The sequence below is a fragment of the Enterococcus sp. DIV2385 genome, from assembly GCF_051711925.1.
Taxonomy (GTDB): domain Bacteria; phylum Bacillota; class Bacilli; order Lactobacillales; family Enterococcaceae; genus Enterococcus; species Enterococcus faecalis.
In genome coordinates this window covers 1,193,530-1,207,436 of record NZ_JBIONV010000001.1, presented here as the reverse complement: position 1 = coordinate 1,207,436, position 13,907 = coordinate 1,193,530, and the positions used below count along the sequence as shown (strand labels likewise).

The window sequence follows — 13,907 nt, the reverse complement described above, 5'->3', positions numbered from 1 at the left end:
TGAATGTCTAGCTCTTTTTATGAAAGCCAAACTTCTTTGACCCCGTCTGTCACGGCGATACCATCTGTCAAAGCTAAACGTTGTGAATAAGAAACGTAGCCATAATAAACATCAACACCGCCGCCATTGTTCCAAGTAACAGTGATTTTAACATTTGGAGTAATCGATTTTGTAGCTGGTTGGGTCGTCGGGCGATAACTAGTCGTATCATAACTTAAAATAGTGCCCGAAGCTCCACTTATTTCGGCTTTTCCTGTGTAAATTTCGCCATTCGTATTCGTCTGCGTGACCGCTCCATTCGCTTCAATGATTAAACCCGCTTGCTTTTGATCTCCTCGTGGATAATAAAAAAGATACGTGGTTGCCCATTTAGCAAATTCATCTGGAATTGGTTTAAGTGATTCCGTTGGTGCCGGACTCGACTTCGTTTGCTTTTCAACCGCGACTTCTTCTTGTCTTTTTAAGCCTTCATTATTTTGATTATTTAGTTTCTCAACCGTTTCTTTAACGATCGAATAGTGTGGTTTCCCTAAATCGCTAACAGGGATCGTAGCTAATTTTTCTTCTGATTCTTTATATTGCCCCTCTGCCGTTAACTTTTTAGCTTCTGTAATAATGGCATCATACTTGGTTTGGTCTACAGAAGAGGATGTGCTTTGTCCCGTAGCTTCGACTTGTTTTGTGACACTGGTTTTTTCCGTGGTCACGTCTGACGAATTTCCACAAGCACTTACAAACATTGAGCTAACGATTAATAAACATCCCACAATCACATGCTTTTTCATCTTTAAATCCCCCATTTGTCTATCTTTGTTATTTTTTGTTACTTAAATTATCCCATAGATGAACAAAAGAAACCATTATTTATAAAAAAAGTTTAGCAAGCGCTTCAAGAGAGGCACTTGCTAAACTTTTTTCTCACTGTTATTGATTGATTACTTTGACTAGTTCTTCAAATAATAATGCACTAGATGCTGCTCCTGGATCAATATGACCAATTGCTCGTTCCCCTAAATAAGAGGCACGTCCTTTTTTCGCCACCCAATCTTTTGTTGCTTCAGCAAATTGTTCAATTTTTTCTTCATTAAATTGTTCCGTTCCAATTACTTCAGCAACAGGTGCCCAGACATCAACCATCGTTTTATCTCCTGGTTCAGCTTTGCCACGCATCTGAATCCCAGCTAGACCTTGCTGAACAATTTCTTTTAATTGCTCTGGCGAACTGATGGTTTCCAAATCTTTTGTCGCTTTAGTCATATTCATAAACGCAGTACCATATAAAGGACCAGAAGCTCCGCCAACTTTTGAAATCAAAGCCATGGATAGGACTTTAAATGTCTCCGTGATTGTTGTTGGTACTTTTTTGTCAAACGCAATTTTGTATTCAGCCATACCACGAGCCATGTTGTTACCGTGATCCCCATCACCAATCGGCGTGTCTAATTCACTTAGATAGTCTTTTTTTTCTTCAATAACTTTTGAATAATTGTCTAACCATGTTTGAATGTCTTTTACTGTTAATTCCATCTTTTATCACCCTTACCAAGAAATTGTTGTTACATTGCTTTCTAGCGCTGTTTGCCAGTCTTTTGTCGCCAAGTCAATCATCGTTAAAGATAATCCTTGCATGTCAATAGACGTCATATAGTTACCCACTTTATGGAAGGTCACTTGAACACCTTTATCTTCTAATAATGTTAGCACGTCGTTCATAAATACAAATTGTTCCATTAATGGCGTGCCGCCCATACCATTGACAAGTACTCCCACAGTTTGTGGTTGTTGCTCATAGCTACTTAATGTTTTTTCAACTAATTCTTTCGCTAACTCTTTCGATGGTTGGATTTTTTCACGACGATAGCCTGGTTCTCCGTGAATCCCTACGCCAAATTCAATTTCATCTTCTGGTAAAGTAAAACCTGGTTTGCCAACTTCAGGCACAGTGGCTGCTTTTAAAGCCACTCCAATTGTTTTCGTGGCTGCTACAATCTTTTCTCCTAAAGAAACGAGCTCTTCTAAAGAAGCACCTTGGCGGGCATGATGTCCTAAAATTTTATGGACAAGAACAGTCCCGGCAACGCCTCGTTTGCCAGCGGTATAGGTGCTATCTTCGACAGCAATATCGTCATCGACAACGACCATTTCTACATGAATGTCTTCCATATCAGCCATATCTTTGGCCATTTCAAAGTTCAAAATATCGCCTGTATAATTTTTTACGATTAACAGAACACCGGCCCCTTGGTCTGCCGCTTGGATTCCTGTTAAAATTTGATCTGGTGTTGGTGAAGTAAAGACATCACCTAAAACTGCGGCATTTAACATTCCATCACCAACAAACCCAGCATGTGCAGGCTCATGACCACTTCCACCACCAGATACTAACCCAACTTGTTTGTTTGAGTCGTTGCGAGCAATCACGCGAGAATCTTCGACTTGATGAACAAGGTTTCCATAGCTTTTCACAATTCCTTGGAGCATTTCTTCGACAATTTTACCAGGTTCATTAATAATTTTTTTCATTTAGTTCCACCCTTTCTTACCAGCATTTTGAGCTTCTGCTAAAATTTGCGTCAAATCATCTGAGACACCTGCAGTAATTGCTGCCGCAAAGGCACCTTCAACCAATGGTGCATCGACTAAATGATAATGTTTCTGTTGGTCTTCTTCTAGCATATCAAAAGCTAATTCTGAACTTAAAACGGCACTGCCTAAATCGGCAAAAATTAAAAATTCTCGGTCAGAGTCCGCTTCGTTAATCGTGTCAATGATTTTCATTGGATCTGAACCTAATGAACCATCTGATGTACCACCAAGTGAATGAATCGTAATTTCTTCACTGGCGTTCATCTGTTCAATCATCTCTTTAATACCATCTGTAATCATTTTGCTATGTGAAACGAGTAAAATATCTGCTTTCATGTGGACACTTCCTTAATCTAATTTATGTCTTGTTTTATATTCTTGTCCGACTTTATCTGCAACAATGATTGCATTCGCTACTTCTTCAACGACAATTGGGAATGGCATTGAATGAATTGATTCTTCTGGAATGCAAGCAATTTTGGCTACTTCCAACGCTTCTTCATAAGTGATTTCATCGACACCAATGTCTGAAAGCGTTAATGGTAAACCTACAGAAGCGCTAAAGTCTAAAACAGCTTCTAATTCGTCTTTTGCTGCATCTTCTAATACAAGTTGTGCAATCGTTGCAAAGGCTACCTTTTCACCATGTAAATAACTGTGCGCACCAGGTAAGACTGTCATACCGTTATGAATCGCATGCGCTGCAGCTAAACCGCCACTTTCAAAACCTAAGCCTGAAAGTAAGATATTTGTTTCGATAATCTTATTCAATGATTCAGTAACCACGTTTGCATCACAAGCTAATTTCGCTTTTAACCCATCTTCCTGTAGATTTTCCCAGCAAAGTTTCGCCATGGCCAAAGCTGCATATGTGCCGCTAGCAGCGGGCGTTAAGCCTTCTCTTGAACCCATTGGCAAACTAGCATTAACCCGAGAATACGAATTGTGTGTTGCGCGTGCTTCAAAATATGTGGATAAGGCATCCCCCATTCCAGCAACTAAAAATCTAGTTGGCGCTTTGGCAACCACTTTTGTATCAACCATCACGACGCTTGGACTTTGTTTAAAGTAAGCATAATCATCAAATGAGCCATCTTCATGATATAGTACAGCTGAATGCGAAGTTGGTGCATCTTGAGCCGCAATCGTTGGTACAATAATTAAGTTTTCACCTTCTGCTACGACTTTTGAAGCATCGATTGCTTTACCGCCACCTAAACCAATGATACAGTCTGCTTGTTCTTTTTGTCCAACGTTTTGCAAGCGCTTTGTTTCTTCACGCGTTACTTCTCCACTAAAGCCACCCTCTACGAAGGTAATGTCAAACTTTTTCGCTGTTTCTTCCAATTGTGGACGTACACGATCAACGTCAGCAGGATTTGCAATTAGTAACGCTTTTTTTCCAAAAGTTGAAACGAAGTAACCTAAGTTTAGTAATTCATCTTCCCCTTGAACATATTTCGTTGGTAAAATCAATGCTTTTCTCATGTTGATAGCCTCCTATATTTTGTTTACATACACAGTATAAAACGCTTTCATCCAAAAAGCATTGAACTTTTGGTATCGTTTTCTTGCAAAAAATGATAGAATTATTTTGTGAAATAATAAAATATTATGATTTTTAAACTTTAGATTGAAGGATTGCCTTATGACTGTAGAATTAAAAAATATTTTAGATTTAGAAAAGTGGGAAAAATTGCAAGAATCATTGGCCTTAAGCACTCGTTTAGCCATTATTTTAGTCGATTATAAAGGGCGACCTGTGACGAAACATAGTCAAGTTCAACCCTTTTGCCAACTGGTACGTCACTCGCCTGAGCTCTCGAAACTTTGTGAAAAATGTGATGCTCGTGGTGGCTTGGAAGCTGTTCGCACTGGTCAGCCTTTTATCTACCGTTGTCACTTTAACATCGTTGATATGGCCATCCCCATTATTGTTGATGACCAGTATGTAGGAGCCATTATGGCTGGTGAAGTTTTGCTCGAAGATCACCAAGAAGAGTTAGAACAGGTTTTAACCATGAATGATGCCTTCATTCAAGAATTTTTAGTAACACACCAAGAGCTGTATCAACAATACCCTGTTTTAGAACTAGCAGACTTAGAAAAGAGCGCGACATTAATCGCTGATCTAAGCCAATATATTATTTCTGAAGCCATCAAAAAAGATTATTTAATCAATACGTACAAACAATCCTTACAGATTAGTTCGCGAAAAGAAGAGCTGGAGCCATTGAATATGATCCAAAAAGATATTCAACAAACTTTATTAACTGCTCAATTAACTCCTTCAAGTGCCTATCAAACTAAAAATAAGCAATTACAACCGGTTTTAGATGCCCTTTGGGAAAACAAATCGCTGCGTTTAAATTTACAAGAACTGGCAGACCTTGTTCATTTGACACCGACGTATTTAAGTCGTTTATTAAAAGAGGAGTTTGGTATTCCCTTTAGTCAATTTTATCGACAATTAAAAATCACATGGGCTAAACAGCTTCTTTTGGAGACAGATAAAACAATTGCCCAAATCAGTGAAGATTTAGGGTTTGTTGAAGATAGCTATTTTGTCCGGATTTTTAAACAAGAAACGGGTGAAACACCCCTTAAATACCGTAAAAGAAAGAACAGAGCATAAAAAAACAACGACTCCGAGAAGTCGTTGTTTTTTTACACCTTTTGCACTTGCTGTGGCTAATGCAACAAGTGCAAAAGGCGCATTATATCTGTCGTGCGACAAAGTGATACTATTAAATATGAATTGGTAAACCTAAAGCCAATTCAGCTGTATCCATAGTAATTTCGCCCAATGATGGGTGTGGGTGGATTGTTAAAGCAATGTCTTCTGCATTCATGCCAGATTCAATAGCTAAAGCTAATTCAGAAATCATGTCACTTGCACCGACACCGGCAATTTGTGCACCGATGATGACATTGTCTTCTACAGTTGTAACTAAACGCATGAATCCTTCAGTTTTATCTAAAGAGATTGCACGGCCGTTACCAGCAAATGGGAATTTGTAGCCTTTTGCTTCGATTCCCGCTTCTTTTGCTTCTGCAACAGTCATACCAACGCTTGCCAATTCTGGATCAGTAAAGGCAACAGCTGGCATTGCTTTGTAATCAACTGCAACTTTCTTACCAGAAATTGCTTCAGCAGCAATTTTTGCTTCGTAGCTTGCTTTATGCGCTAACGCAGCACCTGGTACGATGTCGCCGATTGCGAAGATGTTTTTCACGTTAGTACGTCCTTGGTTGTCAACTGGGATTAAACCACGTTCGCCAATTTCAACGCCCGCTTGTTCTAAGCCTAAGTCGTCTGTGTTTGGACGACGTCCAACAGTGACCATTACGTAATCTGCTTCAACACTTTCTTCTTTTCCGTTAACTTCATATTTAACAGTGACGCTATCGCCATTGTCAACAGCTTCTTTAGCCATTGCAGAAGTCACGATTGTTACGTTTTTCTTCTTGAAGTCGTCTGTGACAACTTTAACCATATCTTTTTCATAAGTTGGTAAAATTGATGGGCTACCTTCTAAAATTGTTACTTCTGAACCTAAGTTAGCATAAGCGCCACCTAATTCAGCACCGATGACACCGCCACCGATAATAACGAATTTTTTAGGAACTTCTTTTAAGTTTAAACCGCCTGTAGAATCTAACACGCGTCCGCCAAATTTGAATCCTGGGATTTCAATTGGACGAGAACCTGTTGCTACAATAGCATTATTGAATGAGTAAGTTTGTGCTGAGTCTGGGTGAATAACACGCAATGTATTTTCGTCAACGAAGAATGCTTCGCCTTCAATAATTTCTACTTTGTGTTTTTTCAATAACATGCCAACGCCGCCTGTTAATGATTTAACAACTGTGTTATCTTTCCAGTCTTGTGTTTTTGCAAAGTCTAATTCGACTCCTTTAGCTGTTACACCAAAAGTTGAAGAATCTTGTGCTTCTTGGTAATGATGTCCAGCAGCAATTAAAGCTTTTGAAGGAATACATCCAACGTTTAAACAAACGCCTCCGATGTATTCACGTTCGATAATCGCAACTTTTTGACCCATTTCTGCGGCACGAATTGCAGCAACGTATCCTCCAGGTCCAGCTCCGATTACGACTGTATCTAGTTCAATGGCGAAATCTCCTACTACCATTTGTTAATCATCCTTCCATTAATAGTAATTCTGGATCAGCTAATAAGCGTTTAATGTTGTTCATTGCTTTTTGAGCAGTTGCGCCGTCAACGATACGGTGGTCAAAGCTTAATGATAATTTCATCATGCGTCCCACAACGATTTCGCCGTCTGCATTAACAACTGGTTCTTGTGCAATTGTACCAACGCCTAAAATAGCAACTTCAGGGTAGTTGATTACTGGTGTAAACCAGCCGCCACCGACTGAACCAATGTTACTAATTGTGATTGTACCATCACGCATATCTTGTGCAGTTAATTTGCCTTCGATAGCCAATGCTGCTTTTTCGTTGATTTCATCAGCGATAGCAAACATGCTCTTCGTATTAGCATTTTTAACATTTGGTACATATAAGCCGTGATCTGTATCAGTAGCGATACCAATGTTAAAGTAATTTTTGTAAACAATTTCTTGTGCTGCATCATCGATTGATGCATTCAAGATTGGGAATTTTTGAACAGTTGAAGTCAATGCTTTTACAACGTATGGTAAGAATGTTAATTTTGTACCATTTGCAGCAGCAACATCTTTAAATTTCTTACGGTGATCCCATAATTTAGAAACTTCTACTTCATCATGTAATGTTACGTGAGGAGCAGTGTGTTTGCTGTTAACCATTGCTTTAGCAATTGCTTTACGTGTTGGTGTCATTTTCTCACGTGTTTCCATTTCGCCTAAATCAGAAGTAAAGGCTTTTGGCGCTGCTTTAGGTGCAGCTGCTTCCGCTTTAGGTGCTGCTTCTGTTGCAGCAGCTTCAGTAGCTGGTGCTGCTTGAGAGCCACCAGAAACAAAGGCATCAATATCCGCTTTAATGACACGGCCACCTTTACCAGTTGCAGTTACTTGTGTAATATCAACGTCTTTTTCACGCGCATACTGACGAACAGATGGCATTGCTAAAACGCGTTTGTTTGGATCAGCGGCTGCAACTACGCCTGTTGAAGCGGCTGGAGCTGATGCTTCAGCTTTAGGAGCGTCAGTAGCTGGTGCTGCGGCTGCCGGTGCTGATGAATTATGACCAGGTGCGTCAATTTCAACTAACACGTCGCCCACATTGGCAACTGTTCCTTCTGGTACAACGATATTTTTTACAGTACCTGTTACTGGTGATGGAATTTCTTCTACTGATTTGTCATTTTGTACTTCTAATAATGAATCATCTTCATTAATTGTGTCGCCCGCTTTAACGAACCATTTAACGATTTCGCCTTCGGCAATTCCTTCACCGATGTCTGGTAATTTGAATTGGAAAAATCCGCCAGCTGCTTCGGTTGTTGGTACAGCAGCAGGTTGTGCTGGTGTTTGTTCTTGTGCAGGAGCTGCTGGTGCTGCATCGTTATCTTCGTGACCAGGTGCGTCGATTTCGATTAACACGTCACCAACGTTTGCAACTGTTCCTTCTGGTACAACGATATTTTTTACAGTACCTGTTACTGGTGATGGAATTTCTTCCACTGATTTGTCATTTTGTACTTCTAATAACGTATCGTCTTCGTTGATTGTATCGCCAGGTTTTACAAACCATTTAACGATTTCGCCTTCGGCAATCCCTTCACCGATATCCGGTAATTTAAACTGATAAGCCATTTTTTAAGTCTTCCCTTCTTCGTTGGATCTGTCTATTTTCTTAGGAGCAAAACGCGGGGAAACGACTATAGTAGCTGAACATTTCATGCCTATAGCCGTAATCCACCTGTTTAATTCTTCGTTTATCTACTTCGAATAACTATTAAAATTCGACGATTTCTCTAGCTTTTGCTTCGATATCTTTCGCATTTGGTAACCAGATATTTTCTGCTTGTCCGAATGGGAAGATTGTATCTGGAGCAGATACACGTCCGATTGGTGCTTCTAATGATAATACGGCACGTTCAGAAATTTCAGAAACAACCATAGCGCCAACGCCAGCTTGTTTTTGTGCTTCTTGAACGACAACCACACGGCCAGTTTTTTCAACAGAGTTAATAATTGTTTCCACATCTAAAGGAGCAACTGTACGTAAGTCAATGATTTCTGCTGAAATATTGTCTTTCGCTAAGCTATCAGCTGCTTTAATCGCTTCACGAACCATAGCGCCGTAAGTAATGATTGATACGTCTGTTCCTTCACGAGTTACAGCCGCTTTATCTAAAGGCACTTCATAAGCTTCGTCTGGCACTTCCTCACGGAATGAACGGTATAATTTCATGTGCTCTAAGTAGACAACTGGATCGTTGCTACGAATAGATGAAATTAATAGTCCTTTTGCATCGTAAGGGTTTGATGGAATAACAACACGAACACCTGGTGATTGTGCGATTAATCCTTCTAAGTTATCTGAGTGAAGTTCTGGTGTATGAACACCACCACCAAATGGGGCACGAACAGTAATTGGCATATTACGAGTTCCACCCATACGGTAACGCGTACGAGCCATTTGACCAACGATTTCGTCAAATACTTCAAAAACGAAACCAAAGAATTGGATTTCAGGAACTGGACGGTAACCTTGCAAGGCAAGACCGAAAGCCAATCCACCGATACCAGATTCAGCTAAAGGTGTATCGAAGACGCGGTCTTCACCAAATTTTTCTTGTAAACCTTCAGTTGCACGGAAAACCCCACCGTTGTTACCAACGTCTTCACCGAAGATTAAGACATTTTCGTCTTTCTCTAATTCAAGAGCTAAGGCATCTGTAATTGCTTGGATCATAGTTTTTTGTGCCATTTTTATTTCGACTCCTTCGCTTCATAAAATGCAATTTGTTCTTTAATTGTTTGAGGTTGAACTTCAAACATATTTTTCAAGAAATCAGAAACTTTTTGTTTTGGCGCTTTATCCGCTTCTGCAATCGCTACTTTGATTTCTTCTTTTGTTTTTTCAATAATTTCTTCTTCTTTTGCTTCAGACCATAAGCCTTTATCTGTTAGATATTTACGGAAACGAGTCAATGGATCTTTTTGTACCCATTCGTCATCCATTTCTTTTGAACGGTAACGTGTTGGATCGTCTCCAGATAAAGTATGTGGACCATAACGATAGGTTAATGTTTCAATTAAAACTGGACCGTTTCCTGCAGCTGACCAATCGCGTGCTTCTTTTGCAATTGCGTAAACTGCTAATGGATCCATACCATCAACTTGAATACCAGGAATTCCTGCTGCAACAGCTTTTTGAGCTAAAGTTTTAGCCGCTGTTTGTTTTTCACGAGGTGTAGAAATCGCAAAACCATTGTTTTGGATAATGAAGACACCGTTTGCTTGGTAAGCACCAGCAAAGTTAATTGCTTCATAGAAGTCCCCTTGTGAAGAACCGCCGTCACCAGTATAAGTGAAGACAACATTTTCTTTTCCACGTTTTTTCAATCCTAAAGCAACACCAGCTGCTTGGATGTATTGAGCACCAATGATAATTTGTGGTGGTAATGCATTTAAATCTTCCGCGTAGTAGTTCCCTGCTACGTGACCACGAGACCATAAGAAAGCTTCTCTTAATGGTAAACCATGTTGTACTAATTGAGGTACATCACGGTAACCTGGTAGTAAGTAGTCTTCTTTTTCCATTGCAAATTGACTTGCCAATTGGCTTGCTTCTTGTCCAGCTGTTGGTGCGAAGAATCCTAAGCGTCCTTGACGGTTTAATGCAGTAGAACGTTGGTCTAACACACGAGACCAAACCATACGTGTCATTAATTCAACTAATTCCTCATCCGATAAATCAGGTACTAAATCTTCATTCACAATTTTTCCATCTTGATCCAAGATTTGGAAAGTTGGGAAATCAGCGTCGACTTTAGCCATTAGCTCTTTAAAGTCAATAGGTTTTTGTTTCTTAGCCTTTGCCATTTTGTCACACAATCCTCTCTATTACGTTTCTTTAATTTCGATAAAAGTAAAACAGAGTGCGAAACTGTATTACTTTTTATCGACTACACTTAACAAATTATCACTAAATTCGAAAAAGCGCAAGAAAAAAACTCTAATTTCTTCATTTTTTCACAAAAGAGCAAAACCGCATGTTTTTGCGGTTTAGTGATAATTTTCACAAACAAGAAAACGGTTTCTGTTCCACACTTCTTCTGTACTATTTTTCTCCCAACTGTTATATTCTATTTTGAAAATATTATATAACAGTTCTATTAATTCGAGCCCCCTCATACCCGAGCTGGCTAGTAATCTGATTTCCGAACTTTGCGTTTTCATGAAAATTATCTTGAAAAAACCAAAAAATAAAAACCGTCAGCCGAGTAACCTACTCAGCATGCGGTTTTTTATTTTTTAGAGAACAAAGTTTTTTTCGTTAATTTTTATTTTTTTTGGCTCGTTTTTTTGCCAAATACTTTACCTTAGGTTTTATCACGAACATTCATTGCTTAAAATCACCAAATTTTCGCAAAACGAGTAATACAGCTTAGCAAATTCTCTTCTCTTTCAGTAGATTTTACTAAATCCATTCTTTGGTAATTTTAATATATAAACGTTTAGCTACTTCAACAGTTAACATGTACGCAATGATGATTCCAAAGAACCATGGCCAGTAGTTAGCCGGAAGTTTCACAAAGTCAAAAACCTCTCTTATAGGCGTTGCTACAATCAAGAAACCGAGTAAAATTGCGCCTAAACTACTTAACATCACAGGCATTGACGCACGACTTTGAATGAATGGTATTTTCCGCGTCCGGACCATATGAACAACTAACGTTTGACTAACAAGTCCCACCATAAACCAACCTGTTTGGAATAAATGTTGAGTGGCCAAACTATTGGCGCTAAACACAAACCACATGACAAGATACGTTAGAATATCGAAAATACTACTTACCGGGCCAATACATACCGTAAATTTCGCTAGTCCGTTAGTTTCCCACCGAACAGGGCTTAATAACTCTTCTTCATCGACATTATCCCAAGGAATTGTCAACTGAGCTACATCATAAATCAAATTTTGAATCAAGAGTTGTAAGGAAAGCATTGGTAGAAATGGTAAAAAAGCACTGGCTACTAAAATTGAAAAGACATTCCCAAAATTAGAACTGATGGTAATTTTAATATATTTCATCATATTGCTAAATACTTTTCGTCCTTCAATCACACCAGATTCCAGTACATTTAAACTTTTTTCCAGTAAAATAATCGAGCTAGCATCTTTAGTAATATCAGCTGCAGTATCTACTGAAATGCCCACATCAGCTTTTCGTAATGCCGGTGCATCATTAATGCCATCCCCCATAAAACCAACCGTATGACCTTTTGCTTGTAGCAATTCAATAATTTTAGATTTTTGCATCGGATTTAATTTGGCAAATAAATTAGTTTCTTCTACTTGCGCCCGCAACTCTTCATCTGTCATTGCTTCAATTTGAGAACCTAATAACACATGGGAAACTTCAATGCCTACATCTTTACAGACTTTTTTGGCGACAATGTCATTATCGCCCGTTAGCACTTTCACGTTGACACCATGTTCATGTAAGGAGCGGATAGCGCTGACGGCTGACTCTTTTGCTGGATCAAGAAAACCCATAAATCCAATCAATGTCATCTCTTTTTCATCTTCAACTGAATAAACTGCTTCTTTGTGGACATCTTTTTTTACAGCTACCGCTAACACACGCATCCCTTGTTTGTTCATTTGAACATTCACTCGGCGTAGTTCTTCTCGTACAGCACTGCTTAATGGTACAATTTCGCCATTAATTTGCGCATGCGTGCACACTTCTTCCATTTCTTCCACGGCGCCTTTCGTAATCATCAATTGATGATCATCTGCATTCACGACAACCGTTAAGCGGCGTCTGGAAAAATCAAAAGGAATTTCATCAATTTTAGTGACATTTTTAAACGGCGTTTTCCATTGATGCTCTTCATAAAAATTAATAACGGCAATATCCATTAAATTTTTCCAACCTGTTTGATAAGAAGAATTTAAGTAGGCTAAATTTAGAACCTCGTCACTCAAATCACCTAATGGATTCAAATGTTGAACCAAAACTACACGATCTTCGGTAATCGTTCCAGTCTTATCTGTACAGAGCACATCCATTCCACCCAAATTTTGGATAGCCGCTAATTCTTTAACAATGACTTTATGTTTCGATAAGGATAATGCACCCTTGGCTAAGTTACTCGTAACAATCATTGGCAACATTTCTGGTGTCAAACCAACTGCAACGGCAATCGCGAAGAAAAACGCTTCGCCCCAAGCACCTTTAGTTAAACCATTAATCAAGAAAACGATTGGAAACAAAATCATTACCATTCGTAATAGAAACTTACTGACTTTTGCTAAGCCTAAGTCAAAACTAGTTTTTCCTCGTTGTGTTGTAGCATTTTTAGCAATATCACCAAAAAATGTATGTTGCCCAGTTTTTAAAATAATCGCTTTTCCTTGTCCACTCAAGACATCTGTGCCCATAAACACTAGGTCTTGCATATCTAATGCAGAAACCTCTGTTTGTTGACGATCCACACCTGCATCCACAAATTTTTCGACAGGCATGGATTCGCCTGTTAGCGACGATTGATTAACGAATAAATCTTTGGTCCAAATCAACACGGCATCTGCAGGAATCATGTCTCCTGTAGCTAAAGTTACAATGTCTCCTGGAACAATTTCGTCCATTGGAATTTCTTTCGTAATCCCTTCCCGTGTCACTGCAGCGGTATTTTCAATTAATTCTTTTAAATCCAAACTCGCTTTTTGAGAACGATACTCTTGTATAAAAGCAATCAAGACACTGGCTAAAATCATCACGCCCATCACGATAGCGGCTTCGAAGTCTTTCGTTAAAGTTGAAACGACCATCAATAAGGCTAAGACATAGACAAACGGATCTTTGAATGCACTTAAAAATAAAATAATTGCTGGGGTTGGCTTTTGTGCAGAAACTTCGTTTGGTCCAAATTCCTCTAATCTTTTTTCGGCATCTTCATTCGAGAGTCCTTTTTCAGATGTCCGTAATTCCATCATTAATTCCCGTTCAGAAAGCAAAGCCAATTTACGTAATTCTTGATCTTTGGTTGCTTTTCTCATATCCATTGTTTTTTTGTTCATCATTTTCTTTTCCTCCAAGGTTGTGGTCACCTGCCGAAAAGAGCGCTAAAATCTTCTCCTTTCGTTGGTGACTGTATTTTGTTTCTCTGTTCAC

Annotated in this window: 11 protein-coding genes; 1 reads left to right on the top strand and 10 read right to left on the bottom strand. The window is 39.1% G+C overall.

Annotated elements, in window-relative coordinates; translation table 11 throughout:
* Nucleotides 1-17: 17 nt before the first annotated feature.
* The 5 genes from IGM04_RS05975 to IGM04_RS05955 form a co-directional block, all read right to left on the bottom strand.
* Entirely contained in the window at nucleotides 18-800 is a 783-nt protein-coding gene (locus IGM04_RS05975) for a hypothetical protein (RefSeq protein WP_002394413.1), read from the bottom strand.
* A gap of 124 nt (nucleotides 801-924) precedes the next feature.
* Complete coding sequence (dhaL, locus tag IGM04_RS05970) at nucleotides 925-1,527, bottom strand: dihydroxyacetone kinase subunit DhaL (RefSeq protein WP_002360441.1); 603 nt, start codon at nucleotides 1,525-1,527, stop codon at nucleotides 925-927.
* A 12-nt stretch (nucleotides 1,528-1,539) separates the two neighbouring features.
* Nucleotides 1,540-2,523, bottom strand: a complete 984-nt coding sequence (gene dhaK / locus IGM04_RS05965; protein WP_002357760.1) for a dihydroxyacetone kinase subunit DhaK — start codon at nucleotides 2,521-2,523, stop codon at nucleotides 1,540-1,542.
* Nucleotides 2,524-2,922, bottom strand: a complete 399-nt coding sequence (gene dhaM / locus IGM04_RS05960; protein WP_002357762.1) for a dihydroxyacetone kinase phosphoryl donor subunit DhaM — start codon at nucleotides 2,920-2,922, stop codon at nucleotides 2,524-2,526.
* A 12-nt stretch (nucleotides 2,923-2,934) separates the two neighbouring features.
* On the bottom strand, nucleotides 2,935-4,074 hold the full coding sequence (locus IGM04_RS05955) for a glycerol dehydrogenase (RefSeq protein ID WP_002363858.1): 1,140 nt from the start codon (nucleotides 4,072-4,074) through the stop codon (nucleotides 2,935-2,937).
* Between the two features lie 160 nt (nucleotides 4,075-4,234).
* On the opposite strand from IGM04_RS05955, the gene IGM04_RS05950 reads away from it, so the two are divergent.
* Nucleotides 4,235-5,221, top strand: coding sequence for a PocR ligand-binding domain-containing protein (locus IGM04_RS05950; protein ID WP_002382271.1), 987 nt, complete (start codon nucleotides 4,235-4,237; stop codon nucleotides 5,219-5,221).
* 112 nt (nucleotides 5,222-5,333) lie between these two features.
* On the opposite strand, the gene lpdA is transcribed toward IGM04_RS05950, so the two are convergent.
* From lpdA to mgtA, 5 genes are all read right to left on the bottom strand, one after another.
* The gene (gene lpdA, locus IGM04_RS05945) at nucleotides 5,334-6,740 is read right to left on the bottom strand and encodes a dihydrolipoyl dehydrogenase (protein ID WP_002357765.1); all 1,407 of its coding nucleotides are present in this window, start codon (nucleotides 6,738-6,740) and stop codon (nucleotides 5,334-5,336) included.
* A 7-nt stretch (nucleotides 6,741-6,747) separates the two neighbouring features.
* Entirely contained in the window at nucleotides 6,748-8,367 is a 1,620-nt protein-coding gene (locus tag IGM04_RS05940; RefSeq protein ID WP_002397244.1) for a dihydrolipoyllysine-residue acetyltransferase, read from the bottom strand.
* Nucleotides 8,368-8,509: 142 nt separating this feature from the next.
* Nucleotides 8,510-9,487: an alpha-ketoacid dehydrogenase subunit beta gene (locus tag IGM04_RS05935; protein WP_002357767.1), complete on the bottom strand. Its 978-nt coding sequence runs from the start codon at nucleotides 9,485-9,487 to the stop codon at nucleotides 8,510-8,512.
* 2 nt (nucleotides 9,488-9,489) lie between these two features.
* The gene (gene pdhA, locus IGM04_RS05930; RefSeq protein ID WP_002357768.1) at nucleotides 9,490-10,605 is read right to left on the bottom strand and encodes a pyruvate dehydrogenase (acetyl-transferring) E1 component subunit alpha; all 1,116 of its coding nucleotides are present in this window, start codon (nucleotides 10,603-10,605) and stop codon (nucleotides 9,490-9,492) included.
* A gap of 598 nt (nucleotides 10,606-11,203) precedes the next feature.
* A complete protein-coding gene (gene mgtA / locus IGM04_RS05925; RefSeq protein WP_002413922.1) occupies nucleotides 11,204-13,816 on the bottom strand; it encodes a magnesium-translocating P-type ATPase in 2,613 nt (870 codons plus the stop codon).
* Nucleotides 13,817-13,907: the final 91 nt, after the last annotated feature.